Here is a 15,383-nt window from a genome sequence, read left to right on the forward strand (position 1 = left end):
CGGGAGGACGCCGTGCTGAGCACCATGCAGGATGTACCGCTGACCGTGACCCGCATCCTGCACCACGGGATGACGATCCACGGAAAATCGCAGATCACCACCTGGACGGGCGAGTCCGAGCCACGGCGCCGCAGTTTCGCCGACGTCGGCGAGCGGGCGAATCAGCTGGCGGGTGCCCTGCGGGACGAACTCGGCATCGACGCCGACCAGCGCGTCGCCACCCTCATGTGGAACAACGCCGAGCATGTGGAGGCGTACTTCGCGATCCCCTCCATGGGCGCCGTGCTCCACACCCTGAACCTCCGCCTCCCCGCCGAGCAGCTGGTGTGGATCGTCAACCACGCCGCCGACCGCGCGGTCATCGTCGACGGCACCCTGCTCCCCCTGCTCGCACCGCTGCTGCCGCACCTCCCGACGATCGAGCACATCGTCGTCTCCGGCCCCGGCGACCGCTCGCTGCTCGCCGACACCGAGGCCCGGGTGCACGAGTACGAGGAGCTGATAGCGGGCCGTCCCACCCGCTACGACTGGCCCGAGCTGGACGAACGGTCCGCCGCCGCCATGTGCTACACCTCAGGCACCACCGGGGACCCCAAGGGCGTGGTCTACTCCCACCGCTCGATCTATCTGCACTCCATGCAGGTGAACATGCGCGAGTCGATGGGGCTCGACGACAAGGACACCACGCTGGTGGTGGTCCCCCAGTTCCATGTACAGGCGTGGGGGCTGCCGCACGCCTGCTTCATGACCGGTATCAACCTCCTCATGCCGGACCGTTTCCTCCAGCCCGGGCCGCTCGCCGGGATGATCGAGCGCGAGCGGCCCACACACGCCGCCGCCGTCCCCACCATCTGGCAGGGCCTGCTGGCCGAGGTCCTCGCCAACCCCCGTGACATCTCCTCCATGAAGCAGGTCACCATCGGCGGCTCGGCCTGTCCGCCCGCGCTGATGGAGGCGTACGACAAACTCGGCGTACGGCTCTGTCACGCCTGGGGCATGACCGAGACCTCACCGCTGGGCACGATGGCGCACCCGCCGGGCGGGCTCGCCGCCGAGGAGGAGTGGCCGTACCGCGTCACCCAGGGCCGTTTCCCGGCGAGCGTGGAGGCCCGGCTGATCGGCCCGGCGGGCCGGCCGCTGCCGTGGGACGGCGAGTCGGCCGGGGAGCTGGAGGTGCGCGGCCCGTGGATCGCGGGCGCCTACTACGGGGGCGCGGGCGGCGAGGAGATCCGGCCCGCCGACAAGTTCAGCGCGGACGGCTGGCTGAGGACCGGTGACGTCGGGGTCATCAGCGCCGACGGGTTCCTCACGCTCACCGACCGCGCCAAGGACGTCATCAAGTCCGGCGGGGAGTGGATCTCCAGTGTCGAACTGGAGAACGCGCTGATGGCCCATCCCGAGGTGGCCGAGGCGGCCGTCGTCGCCGTGCCCGACGAGAGGTGGGGCGAGCGCCCGCTGGCCACGGTCGTCCTCACGGAGGGCTCGGCCGCGGACTACGAGACGCTCCGCTCCTTCCTCGCCGAGCGGATCGCCAAGTGGCAGCTGCCGGAGCGGTGGGCGGTGGTTCCGGCGGTGCCGAAGACCAGCGTCGGCAAGTTCGACAAGAAGGTGATCCGGCAGCAGTACGCGGACGGCGAGCTGGACGTCACCCGGCTGTAGCCGGGGGCCGGCCGGCCCCCGGGGTCACCGGGGCCGGCCGGTGCGCTGTCCGGTTCGCTCTTCCGTGCGCTGTTCCGTGCGCTGTTCCGTTGGCTGCCCCGGCCGCTGCCCCGCCCGCTGTCCGGTGCGCTGCCCGGTCAGTTCGTACCGATCTTGGCGAGCAGATCCACGATCCGCGACTGCACCTCACCGCTCGTGGAGCGCTCCGCGAGGAAGAGAACGGTCTCGCCCGAGGAGAGCCGGGGCAGCTCGGCCCGGTTGAGCCCGGCCGAGGTGTAGACGACCAGCGGGGTGCGGTTCAGCCGCCCGTTCGCCCGCAGCCAGTCGATGATCCCGGCGCGGCGGCGGCGCACCTGCATCAGGTCCATCACCACCAGGTTCGGCCGCATCTGCGAGGCGAGCGTCACCGCGTCGGTGTCCGCCCCGGCCCGGGCGACCTGCATGCCGCGCCGCTCCAGGGTCGCGGTGAGCGCGAGCGCGATCTCCTCGTGCTCCTCGATCAGCAGCACCCGGGGCGGGTGCTGCTCGCTGTCGCGCGGGGCCAGCGCCTTGAGCAGGATCGCCGGGTCCGCGCCGTACGCGGCCTCCCGGGTCGCCTGCCCGAGACCGGCCGTCACCAGGACCGGGACCTCGGCCGCCACGGCGGCCTGGCGCAGCGACTGGAGTGCGGTACGGGTGATGGGGCCGGTCAGCGGGTCGACGAAGAGCGCCGCGGGGAACGCGGCGATCTGGGCGTCGACCTCCTCGCGCGAGTGCACGACGACCGGGCGGTAGCCGCGGTCGCTCAGCGCCTGCTGTGTCGAGACGTCGGGGGCGGGCCAGACCAGCAGCCGGCGCGGGTTGTCCAGGGGCTCCGGGGGGAGTTCGTCGTCCACGGGCCGGGGCTGCGGCTGGTTGGACACCTCGACCGCGCCACCGGGGCCGTCCAGCGGCTCGGGCCCCTCGGCGCCCTCGTCGGGCGCGCCTATCGCGTACGCCCGCCCCTCGCCCCGCTCGACGGGAAGCCGAGGCCCCTGGCCGGAACCGGAACCGGAACCGGGACCGGGACCGGCAGGGGTGCCGGGGCCGCCCTGGACCGGGCCGGACTGGGGGTGGGGGCGTGCGGTGGACTCGGGGCGCTCGCCCTCCGACGGGGTGGAGAGCCTGCGGCGCCGCCCGGAACCGAGCGATCCGCCCTGCTGTCCGCCCTGCTGTCCGGCCTGCTGGCTCTGCTGGCCCGCCTGCTGGCCGCCCTGCTGGCTGTTCTGCTGCTCGGCGATCTGCTGACCGAAGGGGACGCCCTGGCCGAGGGTCCGCACGCTGAAGGCCCGCCCGTGCGAGGCATCGGGCGGAAGCGGAGCCTCCGCGGGCAGTGGCTGCGCCACGGGGGCGGCGGGAGCCGGGATCGCGTCCAGCGGCGGGAGCGGCAGGGACACGGAACCGGTCTGCCCGGTCTCGTCCGCCGTCGCCGTCGTCGCGGCCCCGTCCTGGGACTCGGTGCTCTGCGCGCGCCGCCGCCCGGTCGGGGCCGGGTGGGGCTGCGGCGGGGTGTGGTGCTCGGTGCCCGGTTCGGTCCGTACGGGATCGTGCCGGCCCGCCAGGGAGGCATCGGCCGCCCCGGCTCCGGGCGGGACCCGGTCGGCCTCGGCGGGCGGCAGCGCGAACGCGCTCCGAACCCCGGCCTCCTCGGCGGGCGCGGGGGCCAGCGCCCGCCGCGCCCGGCGCCCACCCGCCCGCGCGTCATCGGACGGCCCGGCGGCGAGTTCGGGCATCCCGCCGCCCTGCGCCCGCCGGGCGCCGTGGTCGGGGGAGAGCCCCTGCGGGGGTACGGCGGTCTGCTGCTCGGGTCCGGGACGCGCGCCCGGGTGGGACATCCCCTGCGGCGGCACCGCCTGCTGGACCTGCTGGACCTGCTGGCCTTGCGGTGTTCGCGGTGTCTGCGGCGCTGTCTGCCGGGGGCCGCGCTGCGGGGGTGCCCCCTGGGGTGCGGGACTGTGCGGGGAGACGGACTGCCGGGGCACAGCGGCCTGCCGGCCGGAATCCCCCGGCTGGGGGATTCCGTGCGGGGAGACGGCCTGCGGCGACATGCCCTGCGGGGGCACCGCCCGGGCCGGCGCTCCCTGCTCGGGCGCCACCGGGCCCTGAGGCGAGTCGTCCCGGCCGGGCGCTTCCCCGGGCGGCACCGTCTGGCCGGGTGCCCGGCGCGCGGGCGCGCCCTCGGCCGCCGTGACCACGGCACCCTCGGACGACTCCTCGGCCGGGCTGGGCCGTCCGCGCCTCCGGCCGGTTCCGCCGCCGCCACCCAGGGTGTGCGAGTCCTGTGCCGTACCGCCCGGCTCGTCCGGCTGCGGCTCGCCCTGGCCGGCGGCCCGGCGGCGGCCGGTCGGCTGCGCCGCCGGTGCCTCGGCGGGCGGACCCGCGACGGCGCTCTCCAGGAAGGCGTCGGTGGACCCGCGCCGGGCACGCCGCCGCCCGCCGCCCGCCTCGGGACCGTCCTGGACACCGGAACCATCGGGTGCCTCCGGGGCCACCGGGACCGCCGGGGGCTCCGGGAGGGCCTCGGGCGGGAGCGCGACCGCTCCTGTGCCGCCCCCGGCCACGACCGGAGCCGCTTGTACTGCTTGTACTGCTTGTACTGCTTGTGCTGTCTGAGCGGGCAGGGCGGGGCGCGGCGGCTGTACGGGCCGGGCGGCGGGAGCGGCCACCGGAGCGGCGGTCATCGGAGCGGCGGTCATCGGAGCGGCACCCGGCGCGACACGGACCGCGGGACCGGCTGCCTGGCCGCGCGCGGGACCGGCCGCCCGGCCGAGTGCCGGGCCCCCGGGCTGACCGGCCGGCGGACCGGCCGCCGGGCCGAGCGCCGGGGCCCCGGAGGGCGCCGGAACGGCGACCGCCCCCGACCCCGCCCCGAGCGGCACCTCCAGTACATACGCACTGCCGCTCATCCCCGGCACCTCGTGCGTCTGGAGCACCCCGCTGTGCGCCTCGACGATCCCGCGCACAATCGGCTCGTGCACCGGGTCGCCCCCGGCGAACGGCCCCCGCACCTCGATGCGTACCACCTCACCGCGCTGGGCCGCGGCGACCACCACGGTCGAGTCCACATGCCCGCCGTCGGGCAGCAGCCGGGCCTTGCCGGTGGAATCCACCCCGGCGACATCCGCCGCCAGATGCGCGAGCGCGGTCGCGAGCCGGCCGGGGTCCACCTCCGCCTCGATGGCCGGGGCGTGCACCGCGAACTGCGCCCGTCCCGGGCCGATCAGCTCGACGGCGCCCTCGACCCCGGCCGCGACGACCGCGTCGAGGAGGACCTTGGTCTTGGTGAGCTGCTCCCGGCCGGTGTCGAGCCGCTGGAAGCCGAGGACGTTGTCGATGAGCGTGGTCATCCGGGAGGAGCCGGCGGCCAGATGACGGAGCATCTGGTTGGCCTCGGGCCACAGCTGCCCCGCCGGGTCGGACGCGAGGGTGCCCAGCTCCGCCCGCAGCTCCTCCAGCGGCTCGCGCAGGGACTCGCCGAGCACGGCGGTGAGCTGGTCGTGCCGTCCGGCCAGTTCGAGATAGCGCTCGTCGCGCCCCTCGATCTCGGAGGTGTAGCGCTCGGACTTGTCCGCGAGTTCGGCGGTGTACCGCTCCGTCGTCTCGGCCAGCTCGGCGGTGTACCGCTCCACGGTCTCGGCGAGTTCGGCCGCGTGCTTCCGGGCCAGCTCCTCGCCGGGGCGGCGGTCGGTGAAGGTCATCACCGCGCCGACGAGCTGATCCCCGTCCCGGACCGGGGCGGTGGTCAGATCGACCGGCACCCGGGAGCCGTCCTTCGCCCAGAGCACCTGCGCCCGCACCCGGTGCTTGCGGCCGGACCGCAGCGTGTCCGCGAGCGGCGACTCGGCGTACGGGAAGGGCTTGCCGTCCTCCCGGGAGTGCAGGATCAGCGGGTGCAGCTCCTGCCCGCCGAGGTCGCTGGCCCGGAACCCGAGGATCTGCGCGGCGGCCGGGTTGACCAGGACGACCCGCCCCTCGGTGTCCGTACCGACGACACCCTCGGCGGCGGCCCGCAGAATCATCTCGGTCTGCCGCTGCGAACGCGCCAGCTCCGCTTCCGTGTCCACCGTGCCCGACAGATCGCGGACCACCAGCATCAGCAGCTCGTCGCCGGTGTAGTTGTTGTACGAGTCGTAGGCCTCGCGCCCGTCCTCCAGGCTGGCGCTGGTGACCTCGACGGGGAACTCGCTGCCGTCCGTGCGGCGGGCCGTCATCCGCGTCGGTTTCGTACGGCCGCGCTCGTCGGCGCCCTCGGGACTGCGCATGGACCCCGGGATGAGCCGCGAGTCGAACGCGGGCAGCAGATCGAGAAGCCCGCGTCCGACGAGTGCGGTGCCCGGGGCCTCGAACAGCTCAAGGGCAATGGTGTTGGCGTTGACGACCGTGCCATTGCAATTGACGAGCACGAGGCCGTCGGGGAGAGCGTCGAGTATGGCTGCGAGGCGAGCAGCGCCTCGGGATGGCCTGCTGCTCACAACGACGGTTCCTCCCTGACCTACTGCATGTGCGGACGGCCGGGTTCCCATCTTGCCCCTCGAACCCTCAGCCTGTCACTGAAGGGAGTCTAAGGGCACCGGGTGCGCGCGGGGCGGCGGATGAGGGGGAGCTCATACCGAGGTCCTGTGTATATGCAGTGACCACCGACCTTACGACCTGGTGCTGGGCAGCACCGGCTCCATGGTCTGCCAGCGGGAAATCTCGCAGCCGTCGGTGCGGTTGAAGGTGGCGTCGACCGGCCGGCCGTGCCAGGTTCCGGTCACCCGGGCGGTGGCGGGGCCCCCCGCCTGCTGGGTGCACATCTGCCCCTGGGGCACGGGCGCGAACGGGTCGCTGCCCTCGCGCGCCAGCTGGTCCAGCCGCTCACACGCCCCCTCGGCGGCCGGGTGCGTACCGCCGGCCGGGTCGCACTCCAGCTCGTACCGCCCGTTGGTGCGGGCGTTCCCCGTGTCGGAGACGGTCACGGTCAGCCGGTCCCGCTCCGGCTCGGGGGCGGAGAGCAGCCCCGGCAGCGGGACGGGCAGGGCGGCGGCCCCGGCGACGGGGGCGGCGGCGGAGACGAGCGCGGCGGCGGAGACGGTCGCGGTGAGAACGATGCGGCGCAGCATGGATGCTCCTGGAGCTTGAGGCGGCTTCCGGTCGGTCGTGCCGTGGGGGCCCGGGCCCCCACCGCTTCTAACGCTCCGTGCGCCGGTCCGTTGCGCAACCGGACACCCGCCGATCGGACGCCCTCTCCCTCCGGCCCCTTCCCTCCGGAGCCCTCCCTGCCCTTCCCCGCCCCTTCCCTGCCTCTTCCCCGACCCTTTCCGCCCCGCCGAACGCGCTTTGCCCTGCGGCCCGCGCGCCTAGTACCGTGGGCAGCGATTGGTGGCGCGGCGTTCGACTGTGTCATCATCTGCACACACCACGCGCCCGCGCGGGTGTGCTGGAGGCGTCGCCTAGTCCGGTCTATGGCGCCGCACTGCTAATGCGGTTTGGGTCTTAAAGCCCATCGAGGGTTCAAATCCCTCCGCCTCCGCCAGCTCGATCACGGAAGCCCCGGCCCCTGCGGCCGGGGCTTCCGTGTTTCCCCCGAACGAGTGGCTCCGGCCCTCCGGATCTGCCCCACATCCGAGCTGTTTCCGCAGGTCAGGCGGGGTATGCGGAACGGATTTCGTCTCGCGGCGCAGGTCATGTAATGTTGTTCCCGCAACGCCGACCGGGAAGAAAAGCCCGGGAGACAAGCACTCGTAGCTTAACGGATAGAGCATCTGACTACGGATCAGAAGGTTGCAGGTTCGAATCCTGCCGAGTGCACAGCAGGCCAGAGGCCCCGGAGGAATCCGGGGCCTCTGGTGTTTTCCGCTCGTACAGCAGTGAAGTACAGCAACCGCCTCAGCCGCCGACGCCCACGGCGTCCGACAGCCTGCCGATCGCGGTTCGCACCTCCTCCTCGCTCGCTTCGGCGTAGACCTCCATCGTCATGGCGATCTGTGAATGCCTGAGGATGCGCTGGGCCACCTTCGGGTGGACCTTGAGGGCCACGAGGAGCGAGCTACAGGTGTGCCGGGTGTTCCGGAGCGGGATCACCCGCAGCCTGGCCCGCCGGGCCCGTAGAGCGAACATCCGGGTGAGATTCCCCGGCTCGATCGGGGTGCCGTACCTGGTGGTGAAGATCAGATCATGGGCGTCCTGCCACAGCTCCCCTGCGGCCTTCCGGTCCCCCTGCTGCTGGGCCCGCCGCATCCGGAGCGCCTTGAGACAGAGCGCGGGCAGTGGCAGGAAATCGTCCGACTCCTCCGTCTTGGTCTCCCGGTGGAGAAGCCGCCGCCCGGCCCGCTGGATCTGGTGGTCCACGTACAGCTCGCCGGCCTGGAAGTCGATGGATTTCCAGGTCAGCCCCAGTACCTCGCCGCGCCGCAGCCCGAGGCAGAGCACCAGCGTCCAGGCGGCGAAGAGGTGATCGTCCCGTTCGGCCGCGTCCGTGAGGAAACGGCCCGCTTCGGCGGCCGACCACGGCTTGATCCGCCGGCGGCGAGGCTTGGGCACTTTCACCAGCGAGGCGACGTTCTTGCCGATCTCCTCCTCGGTGACCGCATGGGTCAGTGCCGCCCTCAGCGCGTCGCGGGAGCCCTGGACCACCCGGCGGGACGGATACGCCGCACAGCACTCGCCGACCGCGCAGCACTTCCGGCGGGTCCGCGCCCGCTTGGTGTCCTTGCCCTGAGCGCAGCACTGGCAGATGCCCGCCAGCTTGGCCAGCCACTCTCGGACATCCCGGACCGTGAGCTTGTCGAGCCGCTTCGAACCCAGGTGCGGGGCGATGTAGAGCCGCACATACCCCTCGTACGCGACATATGAAAGCGGGGCGAGGTGGGGCTTCACGATCGATTCGAGCCAGTACCCGAGGAAGGCGGCGACCGTCCGGTGCGTGGTGGCGACCGGGCCCTTTCTGGCCTCTGCGTGGAGCTTGAGCCACTTCTCGTGGACCTCGGTGCGGGTCTTGCCGTAGGCGTACTTCCGGGCCCGTGTGCCGTCCGGCTTGGTCACCCAGACGTAGGCGGCGTAGCCGTTCTTGTACGGATAGATGGAGCCTTCACCATTGCCGCGCTTGCCACTCATGCCGCCCACCTTTCGGTGTCGGCAGTGATCCGCTGAACGTACTCGTCGACCCAGGCAGGAAGGATGCGCCGGTTCCGTCCAACCTTGACGGAACGGATCTCCCCGGTCAGCACGAGCATCTTGGTCTTGGAGAGTCCGAAGCCGAGCATCTCGGCGACCTCGGTGGTCGTATGCCACTTACGTGTGATCACAGTCGTCATCGAGTGGGTTCTCCTTCCGTGCCGAGGGCGGGGGCCAGGGATGCGGCGAGCCATTCCTCTGTGGCGGTGAGGCCGGTTCCGGCGAAGACCCAGTGGGCGAGGACGTGTGTCGTGCCGGTCGGGTGTTCAGTGGGGGTCTGGGCGCGGCGCCAGTCGGCGCGGGCGGTGCGGAGGGCTCCGAGGGTGGTGGAGTAGGTGCGGGATTTGGTGGAGAAGTGGCCGCGGAAGCCGAGCATGTGGGCCCAGGCGCGGAGGCGGAGGTGGTCCAGGTCCTTGCGGGCGCCGAGGGTCCAGGCCGTGCGGATGAGGCGGCGGGCGTGGTCGGAGATATCGAGCTGGGCGAGTTCGGCGGCGAACTTCAGGGGGCGGTCGAGGGCGCCCGTCGCGGTTTCGGCGCCCTTGGTGGCGTACTTGGCGATGTACGCGGCCACGGCCCGGTCGGTCAGTGCCTGTTCGCCGGGGAAGTCGGTGCTGCGGATGGTGCGGACGTCGAGTTGCCGGCCGAAGGCGAAGGAGTGGGCATGGCCGTCGATGGCCGGTCCGTCCACCCTGGCCCTGGCGGTGGCGGCGCGGATGGCGTCGGTGAGCAGATCGGCGGTGGCCCAGGCCGGGGACGGGGTGTGGCCGCCCCCGGGGCCATCGATCCGGATCACGGCGTGGAAGTGGACCGCGCCGCGCCGCTGGTACTCGGCGACCTTGGCGAAGGACACCTTGGCGTGCTCGCGGAGGAGGCGTTGAGGGAGCCCGGCCCGCTTGGCGACTTCCCGGCGGAGGTGGATCGAGAAGCGCCGCCAGAGCAGTCCGGCATGGGCGTTCCAGAGGACGGCGCTCTCGTAGTCGTATGTGTCGGGGTCGAGCGGGGTGCTGAGGAGGGCGTCGTCCTGGTCGTGGCGGGTGCCGCAGCGGCAGGGGCGGTCCGTGCCGGTGGGCCGGTTGTGGACCGGGCCGAAGCCGGGGGCGGTGAAGGTGGCGAAGACCCGGGGGTGGGTGGTGACGGTGTCCGGGGTGCCCTTGCCGCCGCGCAGGCCGGTGGCGATGAGCTGGAAGGTGTCGCGGCGGTAGAGCTCCGCGCAGGCGGGGCAGCGGGTCGTACGCCGGTTGTTGCAGCGGACGAGCAGATGGCCGGCCGGGAGGGCGGACGCGTCGAGGTGGTGGAGGGCGGGGCCGATCTCGCCGGTGCTGGTGTCGACGGCGTACTCCGTGCGGTGGCCGTCGAGCCGGATGGGGTGGAGGCAGCCGCCGAGCCCGGAGAGCTGGCGGAGGATGCCGGGCAGGGTGCCGGCGTTGGCCAGATCGAGGAGTTCGGGGAGCGGGGGCGGTGTGGTGCGGGTGAAGATGGCGTTCTCCTTCTGACTGTTTTGGTTGGGAGGGGAAGGGCCCGGGGCGGTGGATTCTTGGCGGGATCAAGCCGCCCCGGGGCTCAAGATGTCTACTCGTCTAGTCATGTGTGCGGTTGATGACGGACACGCCGGTGCCTGTGCCGGATTTGATGGCAGGGGCGAGGACGGTGTCCGAGAGCCAGAAGCCGAAGAGGGCGATCAGGACGACGACCCAGGTGCGGACGCCGAGGAATTTGACCGCGCCCCAGGCGAAGAGGCCGAGGACGACGACGAGGGGGAGGTTGATGTTCACGGGCGGGCCCTCTCAGCGGATGGGGCAGCGGTGGGTCCGGGCCGCCAGTTCTGCGGCGGCGCGGCTGTCGTAGTCGGCGGAGAAGCCGCAGCGCGGGGCGGTGCAGGCGGCGGTGTGCTGTTCGCGTCCCCGGTGGTCGTACGAGGTGCCGATCTGGACGGGACCGTGCCGGGTGACGTCACGGAAGCGACGAGGGGGCATGGCGGATCTCCTCAGAGCTGGGTGGCGATCGCTTCGGCCATGGGCGCGGGAACGCCGAGCCGGGCGCGGAGTGTCGCGGTGTCGATGGGGCGGCCGGTGCGGGTGCGGTGGTCGGCAGCGATCTTGCGGGCGTGTTCGATCAGGCCGGGCGGGATCGGTACGGCAGGCGTTTCGGGTCGCTCCTCCAGGGCCACGGAGTCCTCTTCGTCCGGCTGCGGTGCGGAGTGGACGAGGAGGGTTCCGCCGAGGAAGGCGACGGCCGGCCAGCCCGCGACGAGGATGCGGAGCCAGGCGGGTACGTCGTCCAGGTCGAGGAGTCCGGCGGTGGCGATGTTCGCGCCGAGCGATGCGGTGAGCGCGATGGCGAACCAGCACCAGCCCGTGGCCTTGGACGGCCCGGTCCGCAGTCGGCGCCAGGCCGCGACGAGCAGCAGATCGACGCTGATCGGGTAGGCCCACGCTTTCCATCCGTCCTGTCCGGCCGCGAGGGCGACATCGTGGATGTGGGCGAAGGAGAGCGCGGCGGCGATGACGGCTTGGACGAGTACCGCGTCGACCCGGGCGAGATGAGCGCGCATGGTGCGGCTCCTTCCGTGATCAGACGGCGGGGCGGAACGGTTTCAGGGCGGGCAGGTCCGGCACCAGGTGCGCGTACTCCCGGCAGGTCCGGGCAGCGTCGCCCAGGGAGAGATACGGGGTACGGATGCGGGACCAGCCGCCGGAGGTGTCACCGGCCACGGCGAGGCCGGGCCGTTCGGGGGCGATGGCGCAGGCGGCCATGACCGCGTCGGGCGCGATGTCGCCGACCGCCATCTTGGCGGAGCCCTCGTCGTTCACCCGGTGGCAGATCCGGCCGGTGAGCTGGGCCCGGAGCATGGTCGCGCCCTTGCCGAGTTCGGCGCCGAAGCGCTGTCCGCAGACTTCCAGATGGATGCCGGCGGCGCGGCCGAGCTGGGCGAGCCGGATGAGCTGGGTGACCATCTCGTCCCGCCGTTCCTCGTCCTTCCGGGTGGCGACGAGGAAGAGTTCCGCCACCTCGTCCACGAAGAGCACGATCGGTACGGGGCGTTCGGGTTCGGGCAGTCCCCAGATGTCGGAGGTGATCTCCTCGTCGGGGGTGTCCTGTGCAATGCCCTGGCGGGTCTTGATCAGGTCGTATCGGTCCTCCATTTCCTGGACGAGTACGGGCAGGAGCGCGGCGGCCTGGTCCGGGTCGGTCGCCAGCGCGGAGAGCCGGGGCGCGAAGGGCACCAGCTCCACGCCGCGCTTGCAGTCGATCCCGACCAGGGCTACGGGCTGTCGGGCGAGTCCGCTGATGAGGTGGCGCAGGAACATGGACTTGCCGGAGAGGGTCGCGCCGAGGGTGAGTCCGTGCGGGACGGTGCGGTAGTCGCGTACGTACGGGGTGGCGTCCTCGCGCAGCGCCACCGGGACCTTGAGAAGCCAGGTCCCGGACTTGCGGGGCATCCGAACCCGGCGCAGTACGTCGTAGCCCACGAGCCGCAGTTCGACCACGCCCGGCTTGACGGTCGAGACGTAGACGGCGTGGACTCCCCAGGCGTGTCTCAGTCGTTCCGCCGAGGCGGTGACGTCGGCGGGTTCCTGGCCGGGGGCGAGGCGGAGCCGGAGCCGTAACCCGGTCGCGGTGGGCCGCAGGAACCCCCGGCGGGGCGGAACCGGCCGTATCTCCCGGCGGCTGGTGGCCCGGGTCACCAGGGCCCGTATCCGGGACGGCGGCACGGTCAGGCCGCACGCCTCCATGGCAGAGCCGTACGAGCCGAGCACCCGGCCGGCGGCGAGCAGCAGCCCGAACGCCGCCCAGTGGACGGCGGGATGCCGGGCCCGGGTGTAGGCGGCCCCACCCACCAGCGCGGCGAGGGGGCCACCCACTTCCAGAAGGATCATCGGGTCCGTCATCAGGACATGTCCCCGAGGGCGGAGGCGAACCCGGCCGGAGTGACGGCGGCGGCGCGGTAGGCGATGCCGTGCCGCTGCTGCCCGTTGAAGACGCTCTCCCAGGGCCGGGCCAGCAGCCCCGGCAGCGAGACGGGCGACCCGAGCGCCAGCCCCTCCGCCACACCGCTCTCCGGGACGGTCACCTTGAGCAGCGCCGATTCCCCCTCCTCGATGTAGACGACGCCGAGGGACATCAACGACTCACCAGTGACGGCGTCCTTGGCGATCTCCCCCGTCTGCCGGTCCTTGACCTTGGGCTCAGGCGCTTCGGTCAGCAGGATGGTGGCGGCGGAGGTCTCCACGCGGATGGTGCGCACAGCATCTTCCTATCTACTCGTCTAGACAAGATGAGAGTCACGGGAGTGATCTCCCGAGGTCGTGGCGATCACCCTGCCACATTACTCAGCCACTCGTCTATACGAGTATCCCTGTTGGGATGTACGAGTAGGGCGAGTTGGCCCCGCGCACCGCGACATCCCCCGCGATCAGGTCGCCGGAAGCTGGTAGTTGAGGACGTACGCGTCGGCCGCCATCACGGTGTCGCAGACCTCCACGGCCCGGCCATCGGTGTCGAACGCGGTACGGATCAGATGGATCACCGGCACGCCGGACGCCAGCCGGAGCGTCTTCACCTCGGTCGGCGAGGGCATCCGGGCGCGGATCTCCTCCTCGAAGTGGTCCAGGCGGTGGCCCAGTTCCTCCAGGCGGGCATAGATGCCGCCGGGGCCGGGGTTGGGTTCGGCGATCCGGGTGCCGCGTGCGATGTCGAGCGGGAGATAGGAGGTGGCGAACTCAACGGGCCGGCCGTCGAGCAGATACCGCCGCCGACGTGCGAGGACACGCCGCACCGAGCCGAGCCGGGTGGAGATGTCCTGACTGGCCTTCTCCTCTTTCACCTCCAGGCCGTCGACCTGGGGATGGCTGCCGGCCGCGTCGGCTTCCACGATGAAGGCGGATTTCCCCTGCTCCCGGTGACGCCGGGCGAACCGGTCCGAGGCGAGCCGTCGCACGGGCGGCCGGGGCCGTACGAACACGCCTTTGCCGTGTTCGGCGTGGACCAGGCCCTCACCCTGGAGGATGGAGAAGGAGTTCCGGACGGTCATCCGGGACACCCCGTAATGCTCGACCAGCTCCGCTTCTGAGGGAAGCTTCTCCCCTTCCTTGAACCGTCCGCGATCAATGGCCTCACGGAGCTGATCGGCGATCTGTCGGAAGACCGCACGATCGCTCGTGGGGTCGAGGTCTCCGAGGAGACCTGAGGAGAGAGACGGCACGCGTACTCCTTTAGGTGTCTAGACGAGTGGGTGACCTTTGTTGCTACGGTGGAGAGCCTAGCCAGCCGAAGGGTCCCGGGAACCGTGAGCACTGAACGCCCGCATTCCGTGAGCGTCGCCGGAGTGATCGTCGACGACCACGGCCGAGCGCTCTTGATCCAGCGCCGCGACAACGGGCACTGGGAACCTCCGGGTGGCGTTCTCGAACCCGAGGAAACCATCCCCGAGGCCCTTCAGCGCGAGGTTCTCGAAGAGACCGGCATCAAGATCGCGCCATCCGCGACCCTCACCGGCATCTACAAGAACATGAACGGCCTGATCGTCTCCATGGTCTTCCGCTGCGAGGCCGCCGACGGCACGCCCACCACCGGAAGTGAGACCTTCGCGCTGCGCTGGGCCACCCGCGAAGAAGTGATCGAACTCGCCGACGAGGCTTACGCGATCCGCGTCACTGACGCACTCGACGCGGCGAACCCGCCAGCCATCCGCGCCCACGATGGCGTGAAACTCGTCTAGCCCGAACCCGCTGCACATGGCGGCCTACCTGCATAAAGGAACTTGTATGCACGAGTATACGAGCACCGCGAAGGTTTGGGGACTCACTTGCCCAGGATTCCCGGAAGAGGTGAGCCGGGCCCGCCGCTGGGCGCAGGACATCCTGAGGAATTCCCCGTTTGCGGACGACGCGGCGGTGATCGTCGCCGAGCTGGGCACGAACGCGATCCTGCACACCGCCAGCGGCCGGGAATCCGGCAGCTTCCATCTGGCACTCGCGGTATCGCCCCAGGTGGTCGCTCTGTCCGTCACGGACGAGGGCGGTACGGGAAGCGCTCCCCGCCTGGAACCCCCGGACGACGAGTCCGAACACGGCCGGGGCCTCGGGATGGTCAGCGAACTCGCCCACCGCGTGATCGTGCACGGCACCTACGGCGGCCACACGGTCACGGCCGAACTTCTCCCCGCCCCGGACACCAGCAGCAGAAGCCACCCATGCTGAACGACCAGTCTTACCCGGGTACTGGTGCGAATGCCGGACCGAACACCTGACCAACCCGCCGGAACCGCCGGCCCTGCCGGCAACCTTCGACGCCCACGACGCCACCCAGGCACTGAACTGGATAGCGGTCACCCTCCACACCATCCAGGACGCCCTGGACCAGCCCGCCACCGAGGCCGCCTCAGCCTGGCTCCACGAAGGCCGCGACGAGTGCCGGCTGACCCCCCTGCGAGGCGCCCCCTACCTCGTGACGATCACCCACGCGACGACCCGCATCACCTGGACCATCCACCCGGTCTTCTACCTACCTATGGCAGGCCGCCGAAGCGCCGACACGCCTTGCTCCCCGAC

14 protein-coding genes and 2 tRNA genes are annotated in these 15,383 nt (G+C 71.7%); 5 read left to right on the top strand and 11 right to left on the bottom strand.

What is annotated here, in order from left to right; translation table 11 throughout:
• Window positions 1-12 precede the first annotated feature (12 nt).
• The gene (locus ACWCRA_RS10845; protein ID WP_351544965.1) at window positions 13-1,659 is read left to right on the top strand and encodes a long-chain fatty acid--CoA ligase; all 1,647 of its coding nucleotides are present in this window, start codon (window positions 13-15) and stop codon (window positions 1,657-1,659) included.
• 137 nt (window positions 1,660-1,796) lie between these two features.
• On the opposite strand, the gene ACWCRA_RS10850 is transcribed toward ACWCRA_RS10845, so the two are convergent.
• Together ACWCRA_RS10850 and ACWCRA_RS10855 are read right to left on the bottom strand one after the other, a co-directional pair.
• On the bottom strand, window positions 1,797-6,149 hold the full coding sequence (locus tag ACWCRA_RS10850) for a PAS domain-containing protein (RefSeq protein WP_451067266.1): 4,353 nt from the start codon (window positions 6,147-6,149) through the stop codon (window positions 1,797-1,799).
• A 171-nt stretch (window positions 6,150-6,320) separates the two neighbouring features.
• Entirely contained in the window at window positions 6,321-6,779 is a 459-nt protein-coding gene (locus tag ACWCRA_RS10855) for an SSI family serine proteinase inhibitor (protein WP_351544961.1), read from the bottom strand.
• A 319-nt stretch (window positions 6,780-7,098) separates the two neighbouring features.
• Between ACWCRA_RS10855 and ACWCRA_RS10860 the strand changes: the two genes are divergently transcribed.
• A tRNA-Ser gene (locus ACWCRA_RS10860) sits at window positions 7,099-7,192 on the top strand.
• A 202-nt stretch (window positions 7,193-7,394) separates the two neighbouring features.
• Window positions 7,395-7,467 (top strand) — tRNA-Arg (locus tag ACWCRA_RS10865).
• Between the two features lie 78 nt (window positions 7,468-7,545).
• Here the strand turns inward: ACWCRA_RS10865 and ACWCRA_RS10870 are convergent.
• The 9 genes from ACWCRA_RS10870 to ACWCRA_RS10910 all read right to left on the bottom strand — a co-directional run bounded on the left by ACWCRA_RS10870 (window position 7,546) and on the right by ACWCRA_RS10910 (window position 14,035).
• Entirely contained in the window at window positions 7,546-8,772 is a 1,227-nt protein-coding gene (locus ACWCRA_RS10870) for a site-specific integrase (protein ID WP_451067267.1), read from the bottom strand.
• Window positions 8,769-8,972: an excisionase family DNA-binding protein gene (locus ACWCRA_RS10875; RefSeq protein WP_451067268.1), complete on the bottom strand. Its 204-nt coding sequence runs from the start codon at window positions 8,970-8,972 to the stop codon at window positions 8,769-8,771. The genes ACWCRA_RS10870 and ACWCRA_RS10875 overlap by 4 nt, the downstream gene beginning before the upstream one ends.
• Window positions 8,969-10,246, bottom strand: coding sequence for a replication initiator (locus tag ACWCRA_RS10880; protein WP_451067328.1), 1,278 nt, complete (start codon window positions 10,244-10,246; stop codon window positions 8,969-8,971). The genes ACWCRA_RS10875 and ACWCRA_RS10880 overlap by 4 nt, the downstream gene beginning before the upstream one ends.
• A gap of 163 nt (window positions 10,247-10,409) precedes the next feature.
• Window positions 10,410-10,604, bottom strand: coding sequence for a hypothetical protein (locus ACWCRA_RS10885; RefSeq protein WP_351548072.1), 195 nt, complete (start codon window positions 10,602-10,604; stop codon window positions 10,410-10,412).
• A gap of 12 nt (window positions 10,605-10,616) precedes the next feature.
• Complete coding sequence (locus ACWCRA_RS10890) at window positions 10,617-10,805, bottom strand: mobile element transfer protein (protein ID WP_351548069.1); 189 nt, start codon at window positions 10,803-10,805, stop codon at window positions 10,617-10,619.
• An 11-nt stretch (window positions 10,806-10,816) separates the two neighbouring features.
• Window positions 10,817-11,383, bottom strand: a complete 567-nt coding sequence (locus tag ACWCRA_RS10895; RefSeq protein WP_451067269.1) for a DUF2637 domain-containing protein — start codon at window positions 11,381-11,383, stop codon at window positions 10,817-10,819.
• 19 nt (window positions 11,384-11,402) lie between these two features.
• Entirely contained in the window at window positions 11,403-12,722 is a 1,320-nt protein-coding gene (locus tag ACWCRA_RS10900; protein ID WP_451067270.1) for an FtsK/SpoIIIE domain-containing protein, read from the bottom strand.
• A complete protein-coding gene (locus tag ACWCRA_RS10905; RefSeq protein WP_351548061.1) occupies window positions 12,722-13,078 on the bottom strand; it encodes an SCO3933 family regulatory protein in 357 nt (118 codons plus the stop codon). Before ACWCRA_RS10905 ends, ACWCRA_RS10900 begins: the two co-directional genes overlap by 1 nt.
• 168 nt (window positions 13,079-13,246) lie before the next feature.
• Window positions 13,247-14,035 (bottom strand): GntR family transcriptional regulator, encoded by a 789-nt coding sequence (locus ACWCRA_RS10910; RefSeq protein ID WP_351548058.1) that lies wholly within the window; start codon window positions 14,033-14,035, stop codon window positions 13,247-13,249.
• 108 nt (window positions 14,036-14,143) lie between these two features.
• Between ACWCRA_RS10910 and ACWCRA_RS10915 the strand changes: the two genes are divergently transcribed.
• Both ACWCRA_RS10915 and ACWCRA_RS10920 read left to right on the top strand, forming a co-directional pair.
• A complete protein-coding gene (locus tag ACWCRA_RS10915; RefSeq protein ID WP_351548173.1) occupies window positions 14,144-14,551 on the top strand; it encodes an NUDIX hydrolase in 408 nt (135 codons plus the stop codon).
• A 46-nt stretch (window positions 14,552-14,597) separates the two neighbouring features.
• On the top strand, window positions 14,598-15,032 hold the full coding sequence (locus tag ACWCRA_RS10920) for an ATP-binding protein (RefSeq protein WP_451067271.1): 435 nt from the start codon (window positions 14,598-14,600) through the stop codon (window positions 15,030-15,032).
• Window positions 15,033-15,383 lie beyond the last annotated feature (351 nt).

This window comes from Streptomyces sp. NPDC001889 (genome assembly GCF_053594535.1).